Consider the following 23,264-nt stretch of genomic DNA (forward strand, 5'->3'; position numbering starts at 1 on the left):
GCGCGAACCGCAGCTTCACGCCACCCTGCTCGCGCTTCGCCGCCACCGCGGGCACCGGCGGCGCGCCGTTGCCCAGCCACGGCGTCGCGGGCACCAGCGCCGGCGACGCGTAGTGCACCGACAGCAGCTGGTCCGAGATGCCCTTGCGGTTCTCCATCAGCGTAATCATGCTGAAGTGGATATGCCCGGTCGCGCCGGGCCGCTGGTGCGTGAGGGCGATCTGGTTGACCACTTCTTCCGGCGTATAGTCCCGCGCGGGCGGAACCGCCCCGATGCGGCTCGTGAAAAGCCCGGGCCACACATGACGTGCCCGCGTGTTCTGGGCGATCCAGTAGTCCAGCAGCACGTCGTAGGCCTGGGCGGTCTGGCTCACCGGCCAGTAGAGCTGCGGCGCGAGGTAATCGAGCCAGCCATTCTGCAGCCAGGTCTCGGCGTCCGCATACAGCTTGTCGTACTGCGAAAAGCCCGAGATGGTCGGCGGCCTGCGGTCCGGCCGCCCGATGCCGAAGGGACTGATGCCCACGCGCACCCACGGCTTCTCCTTGTGGACCGCCGCGTACATCGCTTCGATCAGGCGGTTCACGTTCTGGCGCCGCCAGGACGGCCGGTCCAGCTTCCCGCCGCCCTGCAGGTAGCGCGTCCAGGTCACCTGGTCCGGGAAATCGACCTCGGTCCTGGGGGCGGAGGGATTGAGCCCGTTGTCGGTTTCTGGGTAAGGATAGAAATAGTCGTCGAGATGGACGCCGTCGACGTCATAGCGCTTCACGACATCGGTGATGACATCCAGCGTCTGCTTCGATGCCGTCTCGTCGGCCGGGTCCATCCACAGGAAATTCCCATAGGTGCGTACCGCACTTGGGTTGGCATTCGAGATGTGGTCGCGCGACGGCACCGACTTGGCGCCCGAATGGCGCGCGCGGTACGGGTTGAACCATGCGTGCAGCTCCAGCCCGCGCGCATGCGCCTCGCGCACCCAGAACTTGAGCGGGTCGTACCACGGCTGCGGCGCCTGGCCCATGGTGCCGGTCAGGTACTCGGACCACGGCTCGATCTTCGATGCGTAGATCGCGTCCGCCGAGGGGCGCACCTGCAGGATGATCGCATTGAGGTTCAGCGACCGGGCGCGGTCCAGGATGGCGATGGCTTCCGCCTGCTGCTGCGCGGCCGGGAGGCCCGGCTTGGACGGCCAGTCGATGTTCGCCACCGTGGACACCCAGGCGGCGCGGAACTCGCGTGGCGCGGGCGGCGGCGTGTCCGCCGTGCCCGCGGGAACGGTGGTAGTCGTGGTGGTGGTCACCACCGGCGTGGTCGAGCAACCGGCAAACAGCGACAGGGCTCCGGCCATCCCGGCCAGGGCGAACGCGCGTCGTTTCATGCGTCTTCCTTCACAGCTTTAAACTTTGACAAACCAGCGGCGCCGCCACATGCCCCACGCGAGCGCGAACATGCACAGGTTGAACAGCACCGCGTACAGCAGAGAGGTATTGACCGGCCCAAGCGGCAGCGCGCGGATGGGCGCATACAGCAGCTTGCCCAGCGGCGCCAGCGTGCCGTCGGGCTGCGCCAGCTTGATAAAGCCGAGCATTTTAGCGACGAGGCCCGAGAACGCAAAAATGAACAGTGCGTTCATGCCGTAGATGACGAATGGCTTGGACCAGCGGGCCGCCGCCGCGCGCACCGCGGGGTAGGGATTCACATCCAGCAGCCAGTAAAAGGCCGCCAGAAACAGCAGGGCAAAGCCGGTGCTGAGGAAGCAGTAGGAGGGCGTCCACAATGCCTTATTGATCGGCATGAGGATGGCGTCGAACACGGTGCCCAGCCACGCGAACAGCAGCCCGGCCAGCAGCAGCCACACGGTTTGCTCGGTGCGTGGCACTTGCGCCAACAGCCAGCGCCCGGCGAGCACCCCAAACAGCTGGCTGCAGATGGCGGGCAGGGTCGAGACGAGACCTTCCGGATCCCAGGTCTTGGACTGCACCCACAGGTGGCCGTCCATCAGCATGCGGTCGACCCAGGCGCCGAAGTCCCGGCCCGGCTCCAGCACTCCGGCGCCGATGCCGGGGACGGGCACGCACAGCATCAGCACCGAGTAGAGCGTGAGCAGCCCCGCGATCCACGCCAGCTGCCCGCGCCAGCGGAAGTAGACGACGATGGGCGCGGACAGCAGGGTGCACAGCGCGATCCGCTGCAGCACGCCGGGGATGCGCACATGCGGCCAGTTGAAGTAGGGGATCAGGTTGAGCAGGAAGCCGATCAGGAAGATCAGGGCCGCGCGCCTGGCCAGCTTGCGCAGCAGCTGCGGCTTGCTGGCTCCGGCCTCCGCCAGGCGGCCCAGCGACAAGGCCATCGACACTCCGCCGATGAACAGGAAGAACGGGAAGATCAGGTCCGTGAAGGTCCAGCCGTTCCACTTGGCGTGTTCCAGCTGCGGGTACAGGTTGCCCCAGTCGCCCGGGTTGTTCACCAGGACCATGGCGGCGATGGTGAAACCGCGGAAGGCGTCCAGCGACAGCAGGCGCGGGCTCGCGGGCACCTTCATTTCTTGCCGAAGTCCGGATCGATCTTCACCAGCGCGGCCATGATGAAGGCCGGGATCGTGGCCACGCACACCCAGATGAAGAAGTGCTGGTAACCGATGTGGTCCTGGATGTAGCCGCTGGCCATCCCCGGCAGCATCATCCCGAGCGCCATGAAGCCGGTGCAGATCGCGTAATGCGAGGTCTTATGCTCGCCCTGCGCCACCATCATCATGTACAGCATGTAGGAGGTGAAACCGAAGCCATAGCCGAACTGCTCGACCGCGATGCAGGCCGAGACCAGGCCAAAGTTCTGCGGCTGCGCGCTGGCGAGATACACGAAGATCAGGTCCGGCAGGTGCATCGCGAACACCATCGGCCACAGGGCGCGCTTGAGGCCCACGCGGGAGATGACCAACCCGCCCAGCAGTCCGCCCGCCACCAGCGCGGAGACGCCGATGGTGCCGTACGCGAGGCCCACGTCCGCGGTCGACAGGCCCAGGCCACCTTTGCTGAGAGGGTCCAGCAGGAACGGCGCCACCAGCTTGACCAGCTGCGCCTCGCCGAGGCGGAAGGTGAGCAGGAAGCCAAGGATCAGCAGGATGTTCGGCTTGGCGAAGAAGCTGCGGAAGGTGAGGAAGAATTCCGCCAGGTGCCCGTGCTCGTTGCGCACCGCGCGGTCGTCCGCGGGTCGCGGCAGGATGATCTGGTGCCACACGAACAGCACGATGAACAGCGCCGCGAGGATGAAAAAGACGATCGACCAGGCCAGCTTCACATCCAGCAGCTGCTCACCGAGCCGGCCCGCGAGCCACACCAGCGCGCCCTGCCCCGCGATCTGCGCGAGGCGCCAGAACACGCTGCGCACGCCCACGTAGGCGGCCTGCAGCTTGGTCGGCATGCCGAGCATGTAGAAGCCGTCGGCCGCGATGTCGTGCGTGGCCGAGGCAAACGCAATGAGCCACAGCACGGCCAGCGACATCTGGAAGAAGGACGGCATCTTGAGCGTCAGCGCCACCAGCGCCAGCCCCACGCCCATCACGAACTGCAAGGTGGTGATGAAGAAGCGCTTGGTGCGGAACATGTCCACCAGCGGGGACCACAGAGGCTTGATCACCCACGGCAGGTACAGCCACGCGGTGTAAAGCGCGATGTCCGTGTTGGACACGCCGAGGTTCTTGTACATGATGACCGAAATGGTCATCACCACCGCATACGGAATGCCCTGGCCGAAGTAGAGGGAAGGCACCCACAGCCAGGGATTCGTTGTCTTCATCTATCCTGCGAGGGCTTGTCGTACGCTGCCGCGGGCCTGCTCCAGCAGGGCGCGCGCCGCATCGACGCTGGTGTTTTTCGAAATCGCCACGATGGCGGTCTTCACATGATAACCGCACTGTTCGAGCACGGACCGCGCCGCTGCCTCGTCGGCGCCGGTGGCGATCATGGTCAGGCGCACGGCGCGCTGCACCAGCTTCGTGTTGGTGGGGCGGAAGTCGACCATCAGGTTGCCATACACCTTGTTCAGGCGGACCATCAGGGCCGACGAGAACGTGTTCAGCGCGATCTTCTGCGAGGTCCCGGCCTTCAGGCGCGTGCTGCCGGAGATGATCTCGGAGCCGGTATCGAGGGTGATGCCCACGTCCGCCTCGGCGGCCACCGGGGCCTGGGCGTTGTTGGCGAAGCCGATGGTCAGGGCGCCGAGTTCCTTGGCCGCTCGGACGGCGCCCAGCACATAGGGCGTGCGGCCGGAGGCGGCCAGCGCCAGCACCACATCGTTGGGGCCCGGGTTCAATCCGCGCAGGTCGGCCGCGCCCTGGTCCAGGTCATCCTCGGCGCCTTCCACGGCCACGTACATGGCCTGGGCGCCGCCGGCAATCAAGGCCACCGCGCGCTCGTGCGGCCAGGAGAAGGTCGGGTTCAACTCCACGCTATCGAGCACGCCGAGGCGGCCGGAGGTTCCGGCGCCAACGTACAGCAGGCGCCCGCCCGCGTCGATGCGCGGCAGCGCGGCTTCCACGGCGGCGGCCAGTTGGGGACCGGCCTTGCGCACGGCGTCGATGGCGTGCAGCTGGTCGTCCACCAGCGCGGCGACCAGGTCGGGCGTTGCATACTGGTCCAGGCCGGTATGCTCCTGATTGGGTGTTTCGGTCTTCAGCATGGGACCAGTGTAATACCAAAAGACGGGGCGCTCCCTATGAAAGGAGCGGGCGTTGTCATTCCGAAAAGTTATCGAAATGCCGGGTTAGGACACGCGCCGCATCTCGGCCACGAAGTCGTAGTGGTCGCTGCGGCAGTAGGAATGGGTGAGCTCGACCGCCTGCCCCGTTTCCAGGTAGCCGACGCGGGTGATGAACAGGACGGCCTGCCCTTCCGGCACGCCCAGCTGCTCGGCCAGCGTGGCCGAGGCATTCATGGCGCGGATGTGCTGCAGGGCGCGCACGGGCTGGTGGCCGCTGCGGTTCAGGTATTCATAGAGCGAGCTGCCCACCGCCTCCGGCTTCGGCAGCACGCTGGCGGGCAGGGTGCTGACCTCGTAGGCCATGACCACATCGTCCGCCAGGCGCAGGCGCTCCAGGCGGGCCACGCGGGTGTTGGGCGACAGGCCCAGGGTCATCTGCTCTTCAGCCGAGGCCATCACGACCGCGCGCTTGAGCCACTGCGAACTGGGCTTGTAGCCGCGCTGCTGCAGCTGCTCCGAGAAACTGGACAGGTTGGATAGCGGCTGCTCGATGCGCGGCGCCACATAGTTGCCCGAGCCGCGCTTGCGCACCACCAGGCCCTGCTCGACCAGCTGGTCGATGGCCTTGCGCGCGGTGACGCGCGAGACGTCCAGCTGTTCCGACAGCACCCGCTCCGAAGGCAATGCCTGGTCGACCTGGTAGCGGCCGTCGCGCAGATCCTGCATGAGCTTGCGCGCCACCTGCATGTACAGGGGCGTGTTGTCGTTCAGGTCTGCCTTGAAATCACTGATGGTCATTACAATTGTGTGCCGGGCGGTCGTTTCCTCTGTACCAAGTGTACTCATAAATCCGGCCCGCCGCAGCGGCGCCCCGGCATGAAATAAACCTGACTTTGCATGAGTGGAGGTTATGTGGGGGCGCGCAGGGACTCCGCCAAGAGTGATCAAATGAGCATTCTTATCCCGCGCATATCAAAAAGTTATGGTCTGCGCATACCAATTCATTGGAACTGGTCTTAACTCAAGCATATCCTCCCGGCTCAGACTGCGGCTCTGTTCCCACCCTTTTCAGGACACCGATCATGCAACAAGGACGACGCGCACTGCTGGGCCTGGCTTTGCTGGGTGGGATGAGCCGCGTACTCAACACCAACGCGCAGGGACTGGCGGAGCTGGCACCCGCGCCGGCACCAGTCACCGGTCTGCTCAAGCTGGATGCGGAACTGGACGCCATCGCCGCCAATCCCACCTGCGAGTTGGCCAGCCTGTCCGTGCTGGCAATGCGCCATGGGCGGGTGGTGTACGAGCATCAGGCGGGCCGCCGCCACATCGAGGGCACGGGGGGTCCCGCCGTCACCCGCGACACCATGTTCCGCATCGCCTCGATCTCCAAGATGGTGACCACGCTGGGCGTGATGCGCCTGGTGGAGGAAGGTAAGCTGGCGCTGGACACGGACGCCGGCATGTACCTCGGCTTCCCGCTCAAGAATCCGCATTTCCCCAACCGGCCGGTGACCCTGCGCACCCTGCTGACCCACACCTCGTCACTGCGCGACGCAGCGGGCTACTCCTGGAGCAACGACCACGCGCTCAAGGACATCCTGGTGCCGGGCGCGCGCGAATACGGCAAGGGCGAGATGTGGTCGGACAAGGCGGCGCCGGGCGACTATTTCACCTACTGCAACCTGAACTGGGGCGTGATCGGCACCATGATGGAGCGCGTGACGGGCGAGCGCTTCGACCGCCTGATGCGGCGCCTGATCCTCGATCCGCTGGGCATCCGTGGCGGGTATAACCCGGCGGAATTCTCCGCGGGCGAGCTGGCCAATGTGGCCACCCTGTACCGCAAGCGCGCGACCGATGACGACGCGGCCTGGACGCCCGCCGGCCCATGGGTGCCGCAGGTGGACGACTACACGGCCAAGGCGCCGGTGCCGCCGCTGGGCATCGACAAGTACAGCATCGGCACCAATGCCACGCCATTCAGCCCCACGGGCGGGCTGCGCATCTCGGCGCCGGACATGGGCAAGCTGATGGCCCTGCTGGTCAACCAGGGCCGCCACGAGGGGCACCAGATTCTCAAGCCGGAGACGCTGGCGCGCATGTTCACCCGCCAGTGGACCTACGATGGCAAGGGCGGCAACGGCGACTCCAACGACGGCCTGTTCTACGCCTGGGGCATGGGCAACCAGCAGTTCTTCGACCACGAGGGTCAGACGGTCGTCGAGGGCGGCGGCTTTGCGGCGGCGGGCCACCTGGGCGACGCCTACGGGCTGATGTCCGTCTTCATGGTCGACCTGGCCAAGGGCAACGGCATGATTGCCCTGGTCGGCGGCACCTCCACCGATCCCGAGAAGTACAAGGGCAAGCACTCGTCCATGGCGCGCTTCCAGGAACAGATCCTGGATGCCATGTACCGCCGCGCCATCCTGGCCCGCGCCGACTGAGTTGCCCCCTGCCAAGGGGCGACATAAGCGGCGGTTATGGTCTGCCGATGCACATTCATTAGCCGGGCAACACACCAGACCCTAAGCTCACAGGACGTTTGTTAAATTAGTGTGAGGCTCAATGCAGCAGGTCTTGGTCATCGGTGGCGGTGTGGTCGGTCTGACGTCGGCCTGGTGGCTACTGGAAGCGGGTTACCACGTGACCCTGCTGGAGCGCGAACCCCAGGTCGGCCAGGCCGCCAGCTACCGCAACGGCGGGCAGCTGAGCTACCGCTATGTGGCGCCGTTCGCGGACGCCGGGGTGCCGCTCAAGGGCCTGCAATGGATGTTCGAGAAGGACAGCCCGCTCAAGTTTCGTCTCGAAGCCGATCCGCGCCAATGGCGCTGGCTGGCCCAGTTCCTGGCCCGCTGCAACGCCAACGCCAACCGCAAGACCACGGCCAAGCTGCTGGAGCTGGGCGAGTTGTCGCGCCAGTCGATGGCCCAGCTGGAGGTCAACATTCCGCTGGACGAGTTCGCGTGGCGCGATGCGGGCAAGCTGGTGGTCTACCGCTCGAAGAAGATGTTTGACGGCGCGGTCGGCCGTCCCGAATCCGAGGACGCGCGCGAGGTGCTGTCGGCGGCCGAGTGCGCGGTGATCGAACCGGCGCTGCAGGAGGCGCGCGCGCAGCTGGCGGGCGGCATCTTCACGCGTGGGGAGGCGGTGGCGGACTGCCATGCGTTCTGCCTGGCGGTGGCCAGCCGGCTGCGGGCGCATCCGCGTTTTGGCGGGATCGTGCACGCGGACGCGTACCGGTTTGCGGTCCACAATGGTCGCGTGTCGGGCATTGAGACTTCCTTAGGCCCAATGGCGACCGATGCCTATGTGCTGGCAGCGGGCATCCAGAGCCGCACCCTGGGCGCGACGGCCGGGCTGTCGCTGCCGCTGTACCCCCTGAAAGGTTATAGCCTGACCGCGCCGATCGGCCCGCAGCACCGCGCGCCGCAGATCAGCGTGACCGACTTCGAACGCAAGACCCTGTACGCCCGCATCGGCGACAAGCTGCGCGTGGCGGCGATGGTGGACATGGTGGGCGAAGACCTCTCACTGGACCCGGCGCGCGTCGACTCCCTGCTGCGGCTGGTGAAGGAGACCATGCCGCAAGCGGCCGACTACAACCAGGTGTCGCCCTGGGCCGGCCTGCGCCCGGCCACCCCGAACAGCGCCCCGATCCTCGGCGCCACGCCTCTGCCGAATCTGTGGCTCAACGTCGGCCACGGCCCCCTCGGCTTCACCTTCGCCTGCGGCACCGCCGCCATCCTGGCCAAGCTCATGACCGGCCAGGCCGCCCCCTTCGCGCTGGGTGAGCTGGCCTACCGCTGACCTGATCTCAAATCTTGTGGTCGATGTCGGCATCTTTCAGGATGCCGTTTGCGGTGTGGCGGGATTTGCAGTGAAATGGAACAGTCAACGCCAAGCGGCCATTGCTCCAGATTTCATGCGACCCTTTTCCGGTGCGAAGCAAAAGAAGCCGTGCTGGCGTAGACATTCGGTCACCTGCTTGTAGTAGCCGATCATGCAGCCCGGAGCCGCATGTCCGTTACGGGCGGGCTCACGCGCCGCTTGAGGTAGACGTCCAGCAGATCCATGACGGCGCCCTCGACCTCGCTACGAAGTTCTTCGATGGTCGCAGCCTCGCACACGAGGCCACGCAGGTCCTCGCTGGTGGCCACATACACCTGGGCCTCGGCATCGTGAATGACGTCCACGCGTAAGGACAGGGGCACACCCAACCGCGCCGCCTGCCGCCACAACGGAAATCCGATCCGGTACACGTAACTCTCCTCTTCGCCGACAAGCTCTAATTCGCGCGCGCGACCCTGCCGGTCTGACGCCCATTATGCATCAGGCTAGACAGGGACCGTGCCTCCCTGGGCTATTCAATGAGCGCCCTCGCAGTTTGGCGTTGTCGACGGCCAGCAGCGCCAACTCTCTCTCGGCTTAACAGAGAAATGATTTCTCCGTGCGGGTGGATATGCTCATTCTCGATCGATGAGCACCGCTCGTTCCCCGCGCTGGCCGCGACAGGTGTCGCAAGCAAGTCTGCGGGTTGCGTAAACGCCTGAATTGTCCGGCTCTCTGGGGCCCGGCGCGCGGCGGGGAAACAGCGGATAATGGCGTTTTGTCCAGACAGCGCCTGCGATGCCTTCCCTTCAGCCCTGCCCCTGCGGCGGCAAGAACTTTGATGCCTGCTGCGGCCGGTTTATCAGCGGCGCCGAGGTGCCGCGGACGGCCGAGGAGCTCATGCGCTCGCGCTACACCGCGTACGTGCAGAGGAACGAGCCCTACCTGCAGGCCACTTGGCATTCCTCCACCCGCCCTACCGAGCCCGTCATTGACCAAAATGACAAGCTGCAATGGCTCGGACTTGAGGTAAAATCTGCTTTACGTTTACGTCAACGTAAAGCAGAATCTGCCCCGGACGAGGACTTCGTGGAGTTCGTGGCCCGCTACCGTATTGACGGCCGCGGCCACCGCCTGCACGAGATCAGCCGCTTCAAGAAAGAGGCGAAAGACGGCATCGCCCGCTGGTTCTACGTCGACGGCACCTTCCCGGACCAATAAGGACATCCATGCCCCACATCGAGAGCAAACTCAATCCGCGCGGAGACGACTTCAAGGCCAATGCGGCCGCGATGCAAAAGCTGGTGGACGACCTGCGCGCCCGCGTGGCCGCCGCGTCCCAGGGCGGAGGCGAAGCCGCCAGCGCCAAGCACGTCGCCCGCGGCAAGCTGCTGCCGCGCGACCGCGTCCAGATGCTGCTCGATCCGGGCACGCCCTTCCTCGAATTCTCCCAGCTGGCCGCCTACGAGATGTATGACGGCGCCGCGCCGGCCGCGGGCATCATCACCGGCATCGGCCGCGTCTCCGGCCAGGAATGCGTCATCGTCTGCAACGACGCCACCGTCAAGGGCGGCACCTATTACCCGATGACGGTCAAGAAGCACCTGCGCGCGCAGGAGATCGCGGAGCAGAACCACCTGCCCTGCATCTACCTGGTGGACTCCGGCGGCGCGAACCTGCCCAACCAGGACGACGTCTTCCCCGACCGCGACCACTTCGGCCGCATCTTCTACAACCAGGCCAACCTGAGCGCCCAGGGCATCCCGCAGATCGCGGTGGTGATGGGCTCCTGCACCGCCGGCGGCGCCTATGTGCCCGCGATGAGCGACGAGTCGATCATCGTCAAGGAACAGGGCACCATCTTCCTCGGCGGCCCGCCGCTGGTGAAGGCGGCGACCGGCGAAGTGGTGTCGGCCGAAGACCTGGGCGGCGGCGACGTACACACCCGCCTGTCCGGGGTGGCCGACCACCTGGCGCAGAACGACCTGCACGCGCTCTCGATGGCGCGCACCATCGTCTCGAACCTGAACCGCGTAAAGCCGCAGCAAATGGCATTGCGCGAATCCGTGGAACCCAAGTACGCACCGGAAGAACTGTACGGCGTGATCCCGGTCGACACCCGCAAGCCCTTCGACGTGCGCGAAGTGATCGCGCGCGTGGTGGACGGCTCCGAATTCGACGAGTTCAAGGCCCGCTACGGCACCACGCTGGTGTGCGGCTTCGCCCATATCTACGGCGTCAAGGTCGGCATCATCGCCAACAACGGGATCCTGTTCTCCGAGTCCGCGCTCAAGGGCACGCACTTCATTGAGCTGTGCTGCCAGCGCAAGATCCCGCTGGTCTTTTTGCAGAACATCACCGGCTTCATGGTCGGCCGCAAGTACGAGAACGAAGGCATCGCCCGCAATGGCGCCAAGATGGTCACGGCCGTCGCCACCGCATCGGTGCCGAAGTTCACCGTCATCATCGGCGGCAGCTTCGGCGCCGGCAACTACGGTATGTGCGGCCGCGCGTTCTCGCCGCGCTTCCTGTGGATGTGGCCCAATGCGCGCATCTCGGTGATGGGCGGCGACCAGGCGGCATCGGTGCTGGCTACCGTCAAGCGCGATGGCATCGAGGCCAAGGGCGGGTCGTGGTCGGCGGACGAGGAAGCGGCGTTCAAGCAGCCGATCAAGGACCAGTACGAGCACCAGGGCCACCCCTACTACGCCACCGCGCGCCTGTGGGACGACGGCGTGATCGACCCCGCCGACACCCGCATGGTGCTGGGCCTGGGAATCTCGGCGGCCCTCAACAAGCCGATTGAAGATACCAAGTTCGGCGTCTTCCGCATGTAAGGCAAGGAGCTTGCGATGACCTATACCACGCTCGACGTCACGGTGGCCGACCGCGTTGCTACCGTCACACTCAACCGCCCGGATGTGCGCAACGCGTTTAACGAGACCACCATCTCCGAGCTGGCGCTGGCCTTCGATACGCTGGGCCGCGACGACGAAGTACGCGCGATTGTGCTGGCCGCGAACGGTCCAGCCTTCTGCGCCGGCGCGGACCTGAACTGGATGAAGAAGATGGCGGGCTACTCGCACGCCGAGAACACCGCCGACGCGCTGGCGCTGGCCGACATGCTGCGCACCATCTACCTATGTCCCAAGCCGACCGTCGCCAAGATCCAGGGCGACTGCTACGCCGGTGGCATGGGCCTGGTCGCAGCTTGCGACATCGCGGTGGCCATCGAGGAGGCGAACTTCTGCCTGTCCGAGGTGAAGCTCGGCCTGATCCCGGCCACCATCTCGCCCTATGTGATCAAGGCGATGGGCGAGAACGCGGCGCGGCGCTACTTCCTGACCGCGGAGCGTTTTTCGGCGCAGGAGGCGCACCGGATCGGCTTCCTGCACGAGGTCTGCGGAATCAATGATCTTGGCCCGGTGGTCAGCGGCATCGTCAAGGCCCTGGTCTCCAACAGCCCGAACGCCGTCAAGCAGGCCAAGACGCTGGTGCGCGACATGGTGGCGCAGCCGGTGACGCAGGCGCTGCTGCAGGATACGGCCAGCCGCATCGCGGACATCCGCGCATCCGGCGAGGGCAAGGAAGGTGTCGCGTCCTTCCTCGAAAAACGCAAACCGTCATGGCTGAACTGAACCAGGCTCCCGGCACCGCATCGCAAGACTGGGTCGCGCGCAGCCTGCGCAGCGTGTGGCATCCGTGCACCCAGATGCAGCACCACGAAACGGTGCCGCTGATCGCCGTCAGCCATGGCCGCGGCGTGTGGCTGTACGACCATGAGGGCAAGCGCTACCTGGATGGCATCAGCTCCTGGTGGGTGAACCTGTTCGGCCACGCCAATCGCCGCATCAACGCGGAGCTGCGCGACCAGCTGGACACGCTCGAACACGCGATGCTCGCGGGCTTTACGCACGAGCCGGTGGTGCAGCTCTCGGAGCAGCTGTCCGCGCTCACTGGCGGCACCTTGGGACATGCGTTCTACGCCTCCGATGGCGCGTCGGCCGTCGAAATCGCGCTCAAGATGAGCTTCCACTACTGGCGCAATTCCGGCCGCAGCGAGAAGCAGGAATTCGTCTGCCTGGAAGGCTCCTATCACGGCGAGACCATCGGCGCGCTGGCCGTCACCGACGTCGCCCTGTTCAAGGATGCCTACGGCCCGCTGCTGCGCGCCGCCCGCACCGTGGCCTCGCCCGATGCGCGCCTGGCCCGCGATGGCGAAACCACGCAGGACGTGGCCCGCCGTGCCGCCGCGGACGTGGAAAAGCTGTTCGCCGAGCGTGCCGACAAGATTGCCGCCATCATCGTCGAGCCGCTGGTCCAATGCGCCACCGGCATGGCGATGCACGATCCGCTGTACCTGACACTCATACGCGAACTATGCGACCGCTATCAGGTGCACCTGATTTGCGACGAAATCGCGGTCGGCTGCGGCCGCACCGGCACCTTCTTCGCCAGCGAACAGGCGGGCATCTGGCCGGACTTCCTGTGCCTCTCGAAAGGCATCAGCGGTGGCTACCTGCCGCTGTCCATCGTGCTCACGCGCGACAGCATCTACCAGGCCTTCTACGACCGCGACGTGACACGCGGCTTCCTGCACTCGCACTCGTACACCGGCAACCCGCTGGCCTGCCGCGCGGCGCTGGCCACGCTGGCGATCTTCCGCGACGAAGACGTCCTCGCCCGCAACCGCACCCGTGCCGCGCAGCTGAACGAAGCCCTGCACCCGCTGGCCGATCATCCGCGCGTGCGCAACGCCCGCCAGCGCGGCATGATCTGGGCCTTCGACGCCATCGAGGACGATGCAGACAAGGCGGCGACCTTCTCGCGCCGCTTCTTCGCCAAGGCCGTCGAGAACGAACTGCTGCTGCGCCCCATCGGCCGCACGATGTACCTGATGCCGCCGTACGTGCTCAGTGACGATGAAACGGCGCTGCTGGCCGAGCGTACCCTGCGCACGTTCGAAGACGTCATCGCGGGCTGACAACGATATGAAGCTCCTCGCCGCCCTCGACCAGCAGTTGCGCGACCTCGACGCGCAAAGCCTGACGCGGCGCCTGCGCGTGGTGGAAACGCCCTGCGCCCCGCGCATGACGGTCGATGGCCGCGAGCTGCTGGCCTTTGCGAGCAACGACTACCTGGGCCTGGCGGCCCATCCCGCCATTGCGGCTGCGCTGCGCGAGGGCACCGAGCTGTATGGCACGGGCAGCGGCGCCTCGCACCTGATCAGTGGCCACAGCCGCGCCCACGCGCAGCTGGAGGAACGTCTTGCAAAAATGCAGAACGCACACCTCGAAAGCGCAAAAGCTCTGTATTTTTGCACCGGCTACATGGCCAACCTGGCGGTGCTCACCGCACTGGGCGCGTCCGCAGATGCCGAGATTTTCTCGGAAGCGCTGAACCACGCCTCCCTGATCGACGGTGCGCGCCTCGCGAAGGCACAGGTCACCGTCTACCCGCACGCGGACCTCGATGCGCTGGCCGCCAGGCTGCAGGCCAGCCGCGCCACGGTCAAGCTGGTCGTTACCGACAGCGTCTTCAGCATGGACGGCAACCTGGCTCCGCTCCCGCAGCTATTGGCGCTGTGCGAACAGCACGATGCCTGGCTGGTCGTCGATGACGCCCACGGCTTCGGCATGCTGGGCGCGCGCGGCCACGGTGCGCTCGAACATTTCGGCCTGCGCTCGCCGAACCTCGTTTACGTGGGCACCCTGGGCAAGGCCGCTGGTGTCAGTGGCGCCTTCGTTGCCGCCCATGCGAGCGTGATCGAGACGCTGGTGCAGCGCGCCCGCCCCTACATCTTCACCACCGCCGCGCCGCCTGCGCTGGCGCACGCGCTGCTCACGAGCATGGACCTGATCGAGGGCAGCGAAGGCGTACAGCGGCGGGCACACGTACAATCCCTGGTGGCCCGGCTGCGCGAGGCGCTGCGGCTGCGCCACTGGCGCGCCCTGCCCTCCGATACCGCCATCCAGCCCATCGTCATTGGCGCGAACGAGGACGCGCTGCGTGCCGGAGCGGCACTGTACGAGCAGGGGTTATGGGTCCCGGTCATCCGCCCGCCCACCGTCCCCGCAGGCACGGCGCGGCTGCGCGCCACGCTGTCCGCCGCGCACACGCACGCGGACATCGACCGCCTCGCCGCCGCCCTCAACGGATTGGAAAAGGAACTGACATGAGCCTCAACGAACCTGCCGGCGTGATCGCCTCCGGCGGCGTCGACCTGGCGCCCGCCGTCAGCCCGGCGCTGGCCGCGGAAGGCATTCCGTCGCGCTTCGCCTGCTTCGTCACCGGCACCGACACCGAAATCGGCAAGACCCTGATCTCCGCCGCCATCCTCCACAAGCTGGTGGAACACGGCGTGCGCGCCTGCGGGATGAAACCCGTGGCCGCAGGCGCCGAACTGCGCGACGGCCGCCTGTGCAACGAGGACGCGGATATGCTGACTGCCGCCGGCAACGTCACGCTCCCGCAGAACATCACCACGCCCTTCATGCTGCGCGAACCGGCGGCACCGCACATCGCCGCCGCCCTGGAAGGCGTGGAGATCGATCTCGTTCCCATCATCGCCGCCTATGCCGAAATCGCCGCCGCCTCCGATGCGGTGGTGGTGGAAGGCGTGGGCGGTTTTCGCGTCCCCCTCAACGCCAGCGTCGATACCGCGGACCTGGCGCGCCAGCTCGGCCTCCCAGTGATCCTGGTGGTCGGCATGCGGCTCGGCTGCATCAGCCACGCGCTGCTGACGGCGGAAGCGATCACCGCGCGCGGCCTGGTCATCGCCGGCTGGGTCGCCAATGAAGTCGGTCCCATGAACTTCGCGGACGAAAACGTCGCCGCGCTGGCCGAGCGCATTCCGGCACCGCTGCTGGGCCGCGTGCCCACTCTCGAACAACCGACGGCCGCGGAAGCAGCCGCATATCTCGACCTCACCCCCCTGCCCGGATGGCCGGCGCGGCGAGGCTGATCCCAAACCAAGGAATACCGCAATGTCATCCCAAGTCGTCACTCTCCACCCGCCGGTCAAGCCGATCACCGCACCCGCCAACGCCACCTGGCCGGTGCAGGAAGTGCTCGCGCTGTTCGAACTGCCCTTCAACGACCTGCTGCTGCGCGCCGCCGAAGTGCACCGCGCCAGCTTCCCCGAGGGCGACGTGGAACTGGCCACCCTCCTGTCGATCAAGACCGGCGGCTGCGAAGAGGATTGCAGCTACTGCCCGCAGGCCGCGCGCTACGACACCGGCGTGGAAGCCAAGAAGATCCTGGACCTGGACACCGTGCTGGATGCCGCGCGCGAAGCCAAGGAACACGGCGCCACCCGCTTCTGCATGGGCGCAGCGTGGCGCAGCCCGAAGGAGCGCGACATGGAAAAGGTCGAGGCCATGGTGCGCGAGGTGAAGGCCCTGGGCCTGGAAACCTGCGCCACCCTCGGCATGCTGGAAGAAGGCCAGGCCGAAGCGCTGAAGAAGGCGGGCCTGGACTACTACAACCACAACATCGACACCGCGCCCGAGTTCTACGGGGATGTGATCTCGACCCGTGAATACCAGGACCGCCTGGACACGCTGGGCCGCGTGCGCAGCGCGGGCCTGAAGGTCTGCTGCGGCGGCATCGTCGGCATGGGCGAAGAACGCACGCACCGCGCGGGCCTGATCGCGCAACTTGCCAACATGAACCCGTACCCCGAGTCGGTGCCCATCAACCACCTGGTGCAGGTGGAAGGCACGCCGCTGCATGGCCTGCCGCCGCTCGATCCGTTCGAGTTCGTGCGCACCATCGCAGTCGCGCGCATCACCATGCCGCAGGCGCGCGTTCGCCTGTCCGCCGGACGGCGCGAACTGGGTGAGGCGATCCAGGCGATGTGCTTCCTGGCCGGGGCCAATTCGATCTTCTACGGCGACAAGCTGCTCACCACCGGCAATCCGGAAGCGGACAGCGACCGCGCCCTGCTGGCCAAGCTGGGGCTCAAGACCCGCGCGACCACGCTGGAAGCGGCGCCCAAGGAACGCTGCGGCGGCTGATTGCTGGTTCACGCAATAACGACTCACGCGATAACAAAGACTCGAAGGGACGCAACCGATGTTCAAGAAAATCCTCATCGCCAACCGTGGCGAAATCGCCTGCCGCGTGGCCGCGACCGCGCGCCGCATGGGCATCCGCACCGTGGCCGTGTACTCGGAGGCGGACGCCAACGCCAAGCACGTGGCGGTGTGCGATGAGGCCGTCCTGCTCGGGCCCGCGCCTGCCAAGGAAAGCTACCTGTGTGGGGACAAGATCATCGCCGTGGCCATTGCCACCGGCGCGGAGGCGATCCACCCCGGCTACGGCTTCCTGTCCGAGAACGCGGAATTCGCGGAGGCGTGCGAGCATGCCGGGCTCGTGTTTATCGGCCCGCCGGCATCCTCGATGCGGGCGATGGGCTCCAAGTCGGCCGCCAAGCAGCTGATGGAAAAGGCCAGCGTGCCGCTGGTGCCGGGCTACCACGGCGACAACCAGGACTTCGACCTGCTGCAGAAGGAAGCGGACCGCATCGGCTACCCGGTGCTGCTCAAGGCCAGCGCCGGTGGCGGCGGCAAGGGCATGCGCGTGGTGGAGAAGGCCGAGGACTTCAAGGCCGCGCTGGAATCGTGCAAGCGCGAGGCGATCAGCTCCTTCGGCGACGACAAGGTGCTGGCCGAGAAGTACCTCACGCGCCCGCGCCACATCGAGATCCAGGTGTTCGCGGACACGCATGGCAATTGCGTCTACCTGTTCGAGCGTGACTGCTCGGTGCAGCGCCGCCACCAGAAGGTACTGGAAGAAGCGCCCGCGCCGGGCATGACGGCCGAGCGCCGTGCCGCGATGGGCGAGGCTGCGGTGGCTGCGGCGAAAGCTGTGGGCTACGTTGGCGCTGGCACCGTCGAATTCATCGCCAACCAGGACGGCTCGTTCTACTTCATGGAGATGAACACGCGCCTGCAAGTGGAGCACCCGGTCACCGAAATGATCACCGGGACCGACCTGGTGGAATGGCAGCTGCGCGTGGCCGCAGGCCAGCCGCTGCCGCTCAAGCAGGACGAACTGACCATCCACGGCCACGCCATCGAGGCGCGCGTGTATGCGGAGAACCCGGAGAAGGGCTTCCTGCCGTCGATCGGCACGCTGCGGCACATGGGCACCCCGGCCGCAGTTAATTTTGAATTGGGCGGCACGCGCGGCGTGGAACCGGCGGGCGTGCGCATCGACTCGGGCGTGCGCCAGGGCGATGCCATCTCGCCCTTCTACGATCCGATGATTGCGAAGTTGATCGTCTGGGGCGCGGACCGCACGCAGGCACTGGCCCGCATGGCGCAGGCGCTGGCGGAGTTCCAGATCGTCGGGCTGGCGACCAATATCGCCTTCCTCAAGCGGCTGGTCGAAGGTGACGCCTTCGCCACGGCGGACCTGGACACGGGCCTCATCGAGCGTAACGCGGCCTCCTTGTTCCCGCAGTCGAAGGCCGCGCCGGTTGGCGCGCTGGCTCTCGCGGCGGTCACGCTGATCGAAGAAGAGAAGGCCACGTCGGCAGGCGTCTCCGCCAATCCGGCTGACCCGTGGGGCAATGCGCGCGGGTGGCGCCTGAACAGCGTCTACCAGCGCCAGCTCGCGTTCAGCGACGAGCACACCACCTACAACATCACCGTCACCTACGATCACCAGGGCTGGCACCTGAGCATCGGCGGCTTCGAGTTCCCGCTCTCGGTGTCCGCTCGCGATGGACGCGATGTGTCGATCAAGCTGGGTGAGACTTCCATGCACGCGACCGTGCTGCGCGATGGCGACAGCTTCCATGTCTTCACCGGGGGCCGCCACTTTACGCTCGCATGGGCGGACCCGATGGCGCACGTCGGCGAATCGGATACCGCCGGCGGCCGCCTCACGGCCCCGATGCCGGGCAAGGTGGTCGCGGTGATCGCGTCCAAGGGCCAGGAGGTCAAGAAGGGCGCGCCGCTGGTGATCATGGAAGCGATGAAGATGGAGCACACCATCTCGGCGCCCAACGACGGTGTGGTGGAAGACGTGCTGTACCAGGTTGGCGACCAGGTGGCGGACGGCGCGCCGCTGCTGGCCTTCAAGGCGGCGTAAGGAAACCTCTCATGCGCATCCTGCTGCACCGGGCGGACGGGAATACCGCGCCCTGGATCGAGGACTTCGCGGCCGCACTGCCGGAGGCGGAGGTCGTGGTCTGGCGCGAGGGTGAGGACATCGCGCCCTGCGACTACGCCGTGCTGTGGTCTCCGCCGCCCGCGCTGGTGCCGCACCTGCAGCATGTGAAGGCGATCTTCCTCACCGGCGCCGGTGTCGATGCGATCATGAAGTTCAATGACCAGCTGCCGCCGGTGCCCATCATCCGCCTCGGCGATGCCGGCATGGCGGTGCAGATGGCGGAATACGTGACGCACGCGGTGCTGCGCTACTACCGGCGGCTGGACGAATACGAGCAGCTGGCGCGCGAACGCACCTGGAAGCCGCTGCCGCAGCATCGCCGCAACGATTTCACTGTCGGCATCCTCGGCGTCGGCGTGCTTGGCGCGCGGGTGGCGGAGGCGCTGCGCCACTTCGGCTTTCCGCTGCGCGCCTGGAGCCGGTCGCCGAAGCAGATCGAAGGCGTGGCCACCTTCGCGGGCATGGAACAGCTGGACGACTTCCTGCAAGGGACGCGCGTGCTGGTCTGCATGCTGCCGCTGACCCCCGAGACGCAAGGGCTGCTGAACCGCGCCCGCTTGCAAAGCCTGCAGCAGCCCGCATATGTGATCAATGTGGCCCGTGGTGGTCATGTAGTTGAAGAGGACCTGCTTGCCCTGGTGCGGGAAGGGCATATCGCCGGGGCCACGCTGGACGTCTTCAGCGAAGAACCGCTGCCGCCGCAGCATCCGTTCTGGGACGAGCGCAGAATCACGATCACGCCGCACATCTCCGCCCTCACCCTGCGCACCGAGAGCGTGCAGCAGATCGCGGGCAAGATGCGCGCGCTGGAACGCAACGAACCGGTCGCCGATGTGGTCGACCGCAGCAAAGGATACTGACATGAACACCCTGCCGAAGACCGTCAAGATCGTTGAAGTGGGCCCGCGCGACGGGCTGCAGAACGAGAAGGAGAACGTCTCCGCCGAGGCCAAGATCCAGCTGGTGGACATGCTGTCGGCCGCGGGCTTCGCCAACATCGAGGCGGCGTCCTTCGTGTCGCCGAAGTGGGTGCCGCAGATGGCGACTTCGCGTGAAGTCATGGACAAGATCACGCGGCGTGCCGGTACCATCTACTCGGCTCTCACGCCGAACATGCAGGGTTTCGAGGCGGCCCTCGCAGCGAAGGCGGACGAAGTAGTAATCTTCGGCTCCGCCTCCGAAGCCTTCTCGCAGAAGAACATCAACTGCTCGATCGCCGAATCGATCGCGCGCTTCGAGCCCGTGGCGGCAGCGGCCAAGGCCAACGGCCTGCGGCTGCGCGGCTCGATCAGCTGCTCGTTCGGCTGCCCCTACCAGGGCGAGGTCCCGCTGGAGTCCGTGGCGGACGTGGTGCGCCGTATGCGCGACCTGGGCTGCGACGAAATCGACATCGCGGACACCATCGGCGTCTCCACCGCACGCAAGACGCAGGCGGTAATGGAAACCGCCGCGCGTGAGTTCCACCTGGACCGCATCGCAGGCCATTTCCACGATACCTACGGCCAGGCGCTGGCCAACATCTACGCCAGCCTGGAAGTGGGCGTCTCGATCTTCCATTCCAGCGTGTCCGGCCTGGGCGGCTGCCCGTACGCCAAGGGCGCGACCGGCAACGTGGCTACCGAGGATGTGGTCTATCTTCTCCATGGCCTCGGCATCGAGACCGGCATCGACCTCGATAAGGTGGTCGATGCGGGCCTGTTCATCATGGGGCAGCTGGGCCGCAAGGGGAACAGCCGGGCCGGGAACGCGCTGGCGGCCAAGCGCGCCGGCTGATCAGCTCATCATGCGCCCAGGCGCTCCTTCATCCAGGCGATGAAGAGCGCCACCTTGGCCGGCACGTGGCGCGTGTCCGGATAGACCGCGTGTATGCCCTGCGGCGGCAGCGTGTAGCCGGGCAGCAGCCGCACCAGCTCCCCGCGCGCGAGCGCATCGGCCACCAGCCATTCTGGAAGCACGGCGACGCCGCCACCGGCGCGCACGAAGGCCAGCATGCCGCGCGCGTGGTCGGCCAGCATGCGGCCGCGCCGCTGCTCCACCAGATGCACGGTCCCCGTGGTCCGCTCGGTCCACGCCAGTGGCCCCAGAAAACGTTCATGGAAAATGCCGTCCAGCTGCGCCAGTTGTTCAGGTGTGGCGGGCAGCGTGCCGCCCAGGTACGAGGGCGCGGCGACGGCGACTGGCTCGAAGCGGCCCAGCTGCGTGGCGCGGTAGCTTGAATCGGCGAGGGTGCCGAGGCGGATCGCGAGGTCGAAGCGTTCGGCCACCAGGTCCGCCGGTGCGGACGCCGCAAAGAACGACACCTCCAGCTCCGGGTGCAGGCGCGCGAAATCGGCAAGGGCAGGGACCACCACGTGGTCACCATATTCCGCGGTCGAGGTGACGCGCAGGCGGCCGGACAAGGTGCTGTGGCGGCTGCGCGCGCCATCGACCGCGGCCTGGGCCTGCTGCAATACGGACTGGCAGTCGTGATAGAAGCGCAGCCCCGCTTCGGTCGGCACCAGCTTGCGCGTGGTGCGGGTCAGCAGGGCCACGCCGAGCTCGGCCTCCAGCTGCTTGAGCTGGAAACTGAGCATCGCCTTGGTAACGGCCAGCTGTTCCGCCGCGCGGGTCAGGGAGCCGCAATCCACGATGGCGGCGTAGTACTGGAAGCGGTTCAGGTTGAACATGCGGTGAAGCGACGCCGATTGTCAAAATGGTTTTGACATTGTATTACCTCGGAGGTCGTTTTTCAGCCGTTCGATCGCGCATATACTGGGTCCGTACTCAACCAGGAGGCATCATGACCCACCCCATCGTGAACATCGACGAACTCGACCCGCAGCCACTGCCGCCGCAGTACGCGCCGCATGGCCCGGCGGCCGAGCGCTATGCCGGGCGGCTGGCGGCCATCGGCCCGCGCACCGGCATGCAGCAGCTGAGCGGCAACCTGGTGGCGCTGGCGCCGGGCTTCCGCGCGTTCCCGTTCCACAGCCACCGGGTGAATGAGGAGATGTTCATCGTGCTGGAGGGCACCGGGCAGGTAAGGATCGGCCCGGAAACCTATCCGATCCGCGCGGGCGACATCATCGCCTGCCCCGCTGGCGGCCCGGAGACGGCCCACCAGCTCATCAACACGGGCACGACCGAATTGCGCTACCTGGCCTTCGGCACCACCCGCTCGCCGGAAGTCGCGGAATTTCCGGAGACGGGCAAGTACGGCGTGCTGATCCGCGATGCGCAGGGCGATGGCGTGAGCGAGCTCGGCTTGCGGACGATGGGCAAGCTGGGGCAGAAGGTGGACTACTGGGAAGGGAACTGAAGGAAGGACGATGCTGCCGGGCGGCAGCCACACCGCCGCCCGGCTTGCCCACCTGCTCTAGGTGAAGCGGGGTGAGCGGCTCCGGCGCCGCGCCAGCCCCACCAGGCCGAGGCCGGCCAGCAGCATCGCCGCCTGGCTCGCCTCGGGCACCGCCGTGACCACGGATGGCTGCAGCACCAGATTGTCCAGCGAGAGGCCGCCATTGGTCGGATTCCGGAAGTACAGCGCCAGCCTGGTTCCGGCCCCGCTCGCTGTGAGCCCGTCGAACTCGAAGGTCTGGACCGGCCCGGCCGCCACCTCCATCTGCTGCACCAGCAAGCCGTCCCAGAACAGCGTGATCGTGCCCGGCGCGTTACCGCTGCGCGCGGCGAAGCTGAAGTCATAGCTCTGCCCGGCGGTCGTGCTGACCAGCTGGATAATGCTGGCGCCCGAGGTCGGCGTATCGTCGCAATGCATCAGGAAGCAAATATTGGTGTACACCGACCGGGTGCCGTCGATCAGGTAGGCCAGGCTGCGCGTGCTCGTCACGAGCGAGGCGTTCCAGCCGGTGATTCGATAGTCGGCCTCGAAATCGCCATTGACCAGCAGGTTGCCGGGCGGGCTGGCCGCTTGCGCGCCAACGCCCGCGCCCGCCAGGGCGAGAGCGGCGATCCATCTCCTTGTGCTCATGATTATTCCTCATTGGAAACGCCCACATGGGCTGCTCCAGAGTATTGCCGCAAGGAAATGAAATGCTGCGCTGGCGCAACAGGCAGTCTGAGCAAAGGCAGGAAACAAAACAGGCCACCCGAAGGCGGCCTGTTCCGTTTGATTCTGGTCGGAGTACAAGGATTCGAACCTTGGACCCTCTGCTCCCAAAGCAGATGCGCTACCGGGCTGCGCTACACTCCGAACGAAGGGTCATTATACGGCGCGGACCGCGCCAGGGCAAGGACAGCCGCACATGTGGTGCCCGAAAGTATGAGCAAATGTAAGCGCCGGGTTAACATTTTCACCAGATATGCGAACATGGCGGCTTCCCCGCCCCTGCCCGGAGACGTTCTTGTCCGCTGTGTACGCTGAACCGCAGTCGTTTGCGATGCCCCGCTTCCCCAGCCGCCGCGTGGCGCTCGGGGTGGGCGTCTCGCTGGTGGCGCATGCGGTGCTGCTGCTTGCCGTGCGCTCGGGCCTGGTAGGCCGGCCCGCCCCGGCCGAGGTGCCGCAGCGCATGATGGTGTGGGTGCGGCCGGCTCCGCCCCCGCCGCCCGTGGTGCAGGAC

21 protein-coding genes, 1 tRNA gene and 1 pseudogene are annotated in these 23,264 nt (G+C 66.5%); 14 read left to right on the forward strand and 9 right to left on the reverse strand.

From position 1 onward, the window contains the following. The 5 genes from E4L96_RS20775 to E4L96_RS20795 all read right to left on the reverse strand — a co-directional run. Nucleotides 1–1,375 (reverse strand): glycoside hydrolase family 10-like protein (locus E4L96_RS20775; RefSeq protein ID WP_135209127.1); only part of this gene is annotated, 1,375 nt, incomplete at its 3' end. 18 nt (nt 1,376–1,393) lie between these two features. Next, nucleotides 1,394–2,539: an acyltransferase family protein gene (locus tag E4L96_RS20780; protein ID WP_135209128.1), complete on the reverse strand. Its 1,146-nt coding sequence runs from the start codon at nt 2,537–2,539 to the stop codon at nt 1,394–1,396. Further along, a complete protein-coding gene (locus E4L96_RS20785) occupies nt 2,536–3,792 on the reverse strand; it encodes an MFS transporter (RefSeq protein ID WP_135209129.1) in 1,257 nt (418 codons plus the stop codon). Before E4L96_RS20785 ends, E4L96_RS20780 begins: the two co-directional genes overlap by 4 nt. Beyond that, nucleotides 3,793–4,674, reverse strand: a complete 882-nt coding sequence (gene murQ, locus E4L96_RS20790; protein ID WP_135209130.1) for an N-acetylmuramic acid 6-phosphate etherase — start codon at nt 4,672–4,674, stop codon at nt 3,793–3,795. Nucleotides 4,675–4,758: 84 nt separating this feature from the next. Further along, entirely contained in the window at nt 4,759–5,493 is a 735-nt protein-coding gene (locus E4L96_RS20795; RefSeq protein ID WP_135209131.1) for a GntR family transcriptional regulator, read from the reverse strand. Between the two features lie 284 nt (nt 5,494–5,777). On the opposite strand from E4L96_RS20795, the gene E4L96_RS20800 reads away from it, so the two are divergent. Further along, on the forward strand, nt 5,778–7,142 hold the full coding sequence (locus tag E4L96_RS20800) for a serine hydrolase domain-containing protein (protein WP_135209132.1): 1,365 nt from the start codon (nt 5,778–5,780) through the stop codon (nt 7,140–7,142). Between the two features lie 121 nt (nt 7,143–7,263). Next, nucleotides 7,264–8,505, forward strand: coding sequence for a D-amino acid dehydrogenase (locus E4L96_RS20805; protein WP_135209133.1), 1,242 nt, complete (start codon nt 7,264–7,266; stop codon nt 8,503–8,505). A gap of 191 nt (nt 8,506–8,696) precedes the next feature. Here E4L96_RS20805 and E4L96_RS20815 read toward each other — a convergent pair whose 3' ends face one another. Then, entirely contained in the window at nt 8,697–8,891 is a 195-nt protein-coding gene (locus E4L96_RS20815; RefSeq protein ID WP_229414662.1) for a DUF1902 domain-containing protein, read from the reverse strand. Between the two features lie 433 nt (nt 8,892–9,324). On the opposite strand from E4L96_RS20815, the gene E4L96_RS20820 reads away from it, so the two are divergent. The 10 genes from E4L96_RS20820 to E4L96_RS20865 are packed head-to-tail and all read left to right on the forward strand — an operon-like array spanning nt 9,325 to nt 20,481. Then, on the forward strand, nt 9,325–9,747 hold the full coding sequence (locus E4L96_RS20820; protein WP_135209136.1) for a YchJ family protein: 423 nt from the start codon (nt 9,325–9,327) through the stop codon (nt 9,745–9,747). 8 nt (nt 9,748–9,755) lie between these two features. After that, nucleotides 9,756–11,363 (forward strand): carboxyl transferase domain-containing protein, encoded by a 1,608-nt coding sequence (locus tag E4L96_RS20825; RefSeq protein ID WP_135209137.1) that lies wholly within the window; start codon nt 9,756–9,758, stop codon nt 11,361–11,363. Between the two features lie 15 nt (nt 11,364–11,378). Beyond that, entirely contained in the window at nt 11,379–12,164 is a 786-nt protein-coding gene (locus E4L96_RS20830) for an enoyl-CoA hydratase/isomerase family protein (protein WP_135209138.1), read from the forward strand. After that, nucleotides 12,152–13,510, forward strand: a complete 1,359-nt coding sequence (gene bioA, locus E4L96_RS20835; protein ID WP_135209139.1) for an adenosylmethionine--8-amino-7-oxononanoate transaminase — start codon at nt 12,152–12,154, stop codon at nt 13,508–13,510. Before E4L96_RS20830 ends, bioA begins: the two co-directional genes overlap by 13 nt. 7 nt (nt 13,511–13,517) lie before the next feature. Continuing rightward, on the forward strand, nt 13,518–14,705 hold the full coding sequence (gene bioF / locus E4L96_RS20840; protein ID WP_135209140.1) for an 8-amino-7-oxononanoate synthase: 1,188 nt from the start codon (nt 13,518–13,520) through the stop codon (nt 14,703–14,705). Next, nucleotides 14,702–15,490, forward strand: coding sequence for a dethiobiotin synthase (bioD, locus tag E4L96_RS20845; protein WP_135209141.1), 789 nt, complete (start codon nt 14,702–14,704; stop codon nt 15,488–15,490). Before bioF ends, bioD begins: the two co-directional genes overlap by 4 nt. Before the next feature lie 22 nt (nt 15,491–15,512). Further along, on the forward strand, nt 15,513–16,544 hold the full coding sequence (gene bioB / locus E4L96_RS20850) for a biotin synthase BioB (protein WP_135209142.1): 1,032 nt from the start codon (nt 15,513–15,515) through the stop codon (nt 16,542–16,544). A gap of 58 nt (nt 16,545–16,602) precedes the next feature. Next, nucleotides 16,603–18,627, forward strand: coding sequence for an acetyl/propionyl/methylcrotonyl-CoA carboxylase subunit alpha (locus E4L96_RS20855; RefSeq protein ID WP_135209143.1), 2,025 nt, complete (start codon nt 16,603–16,605; stop codon nt 18,625–18,627). An 11-nt stretch (nt 18,628–18,638) separates the two neighbouring features. Next, nucleotides 18,639–19,568 carry a 2-hydroxyacid dehydrogenase gene (locus E4L96_RS20860; RefSeq protein ID WP_135209144.1) on the forward strand — a complete coding sequence of 310 codons (930 nt, stop codon included), beginning with the start codon at nt 18,639–18,641 and terminating at the stop codon, nt 19,566–19,568. A gap of 1 nt (nt 19,569) precedes the next feature. Continuing rightward, complete coding sequence (locus E4L96_RS20865) at nt 19,570–20,481, forward strand: hydroxymethylglutaryl-CoA lyase (protein ID WP_135209145.1); 912 nt, start codon at nt 19,570–19,572, stop codon at nt 20,479–20,481. Nucleotides 20,482–20,489: 8 nt separating this feature from the next. On the opposite strand, the gene E4L96_RS20870 is transcribed toward E4L96_RS20865, so the two are convergent. Further along, nucleotides 20,490–21,374 (reverse strand): LysR family transcriptional regulator, encoded by an 885-nt coding sequence (locus E4L96_RS20870; RefSeq protein WP_135209146.1) that lies wholly within the window; start codon nt 21,372–21,374, stop codon nt 20,490–20,492. A 113-nt stretch (nt 21,375–21,487) separates the two neighbouring features. Here E4L96_RS20870 and E4L96_RS20875 point away from each other — a divergent pair, with 113 nt between their 5' ends. Then, the gene (locus tag E4L96_RS20875) at nt 21,488–22,006 is read left to right on the forward strand and encodes a cupin domain-containing protein (protein ID WP_135209147.1); all 519 of its coding nucleotides are present in this window, start codon (nt 21,488–21,490) and stop codon (nt 22,004–22,006) included. Nucleotides 22,007–22,063: 57 nt separating this feature from the next. Here the strand turns inward: E4L96_RS20875 and E4L96_RS20880 are convergent, their stop codons facing one another. Next, nucleotides 22,064–22,675 (reverse strand): PEP-CTERM sorting domain-containing protein, encoded by a 612-nt coding sequence (locus E4L96_RS20880; protein WP_135209148.1) that lies wholly within the window; start codon nt 22,673–22,675, stop codon nt 22,064–22,066. Between the two features lie 145 nt (nt 22,676–22,820). Further along, nucleotides 22,821–22,897, reverse strand: a tRNA-Pro gene (locus E4L96_RS20885). Nucleotides 22,898–23,048: 151 nt separating this feature from the next. On the opposite strand from E4L96_RS20885, the pseudogene E4L96_RS20890 reads away from it, so the two are divergent. Then, nucleotides 23,049–23,264: pseudogene (locus tag E4L96_RS20890) on the forward strand (hypothetical protein); the annotation flags it as partial.

This window comes from Zemynaea arenosa (genome assembly GCF_004614185.1).
Taxonomy (GTDB): Bacteria; Pseudomonadota; Gammaproteobacteria; order Burkholderiales; family Burkholderiaceae_D; genus Telluria; species Telluria arenosa.

Excerpts from the sequence above, each read along its gene's own strand:
- E4L96_RS20800 (WP_135209132.1), top strand. The coding sequence starts at position 5,778 with ATGCAACAAGGACGACGCGCACTGCTGGGCCTGGCTTTGCTGGGTGGG.
- E4L96_RS20855 (WP_135209143.1), top strand. The coding sequence starts at position 16,603 with ATGTTCAAGAAAATCCTCATCGCCAACCGTGGCGAAATCGCCTGCCGC.
- E4L96_RS20830 (WP_135209138.1), top strand. The coding sequence starts at position 11,379 with ATGACCTATACCACGCTCGACGTCACGGTGGCCGACCGCGTTGCTACC.
- E4L96_RS20820 (WP_135209136.1), top strand. The coding sequence starts at position 9,325 with ATGCCTTCCCTTCAGCCCTGCCCCTGCGGCGGCAAGAACTTTGATGCC.
- E4L96_RS20785 (WP_135209129.1), bottom strand. The coding sequence starts at position 3,792 with ATGAAGACAACGAATCCCTGGCTGTGGGTGCCTTCCCTCTACTTCGGC.
- E4L96_RS20805 (WP_135209133.1), top strand. The coding sequence starts at position 7,264 with ATGCAGCAGGTCTTGGTCATCGGTGGCGGTGTGGTCGGTCTGACGTCG.
- bioF (WP_135209140.1), top strand. The coding sequence starts at position 13,518 with ATGAAGCTCCTCGCCGCCCTCGACCAGCAGTTGCGCGACCTCGACGCG.
- bioA (WP_135209139.1), top strand. The coding sequence starts at position 12,152 with ATGGCTGAACTGAACCAGGCTCCCGGCACCGCATCGCAAGACTGGGTC.
- E4L96_RS20795 (WP_135209131.1), bottom strand. The coding sequence starts at position 5,493 with ATGACCATCAGTGATTTCAAGGCAGACCTGAACGACAACACGCCCCTG.
- E4L96_RS20880 (WP_135209148.1), bottom strand. The coding sequence starts at position 22,675 with ATGAGCACAAGGAGATGGATCGCCGCTCTCGCCCTGGCGGGCGCGGGC.
- E4L96_RS20825 (WP_135209137.1), top strand. The coding sequence starts at position 9,756 with ATGCCCCACATCGAGAGCAAACTCAATCCGCGCGGAGACGACTTCAAG.
- E4L96_RS20875 (WP_135209147.1), top strand. The coding sequence starts at position 21,488 with ATGACCCACCCCATCGTGAACATCGACGAACTCGACCCGCAGCCACTG.
- E4L96_RS20865 (WP_135209145.1), top strand. The coding sequence starts at position 19,570 with ATGAACACCCTGCCGAAGACCGTCAAGATCGTTGAAGTGGGCCCGCGC.
- murQ (WP_135209130.1), bottom strand. The coding sequence starts at position 4,674 with ATGCTGAAGACCGAAACACCCAATCAGGAGCATACCGGCCTGGACCAG.
- E4L96_RS20860 (WP_135209144.1), top strand. The coding sequence starts at position 18,639 with ATGCGCATCCTGCTGCACCGGGCGGACGGGAATACCGCGCCCTGGATC.
- bioD (WP_135209141.1), top strand. The coding sequence starts at position 14,702 with ATGAGCCTCAACGAACCTGCCGGCGTGATCGCCTCCGGCGGCGTCGAC.
- bioB (WP_135209142.1), top strand. The coding sequence starts at position 15,513 with ATGTCATCCCAAGTCGTCACTCTCCACCCGCCGGTCAAGCCGATCACC.
- E4L96_RS20780 (WP_135209128.1), bottom strand. The coding sequence starts at position 2,539 with ATGAAGGTGCCCGCGAGCCCGCGCCTGCTGTCGCTGGACGCCTTCCGC.
- E4L96_RS20870 (WP_135209146.1), bottom strand. The coding sequence starts at position 21,374 with ATGTTCAACCTGAACCGCTTCCAGTACTACGCCGCCATCGTGGATTGC.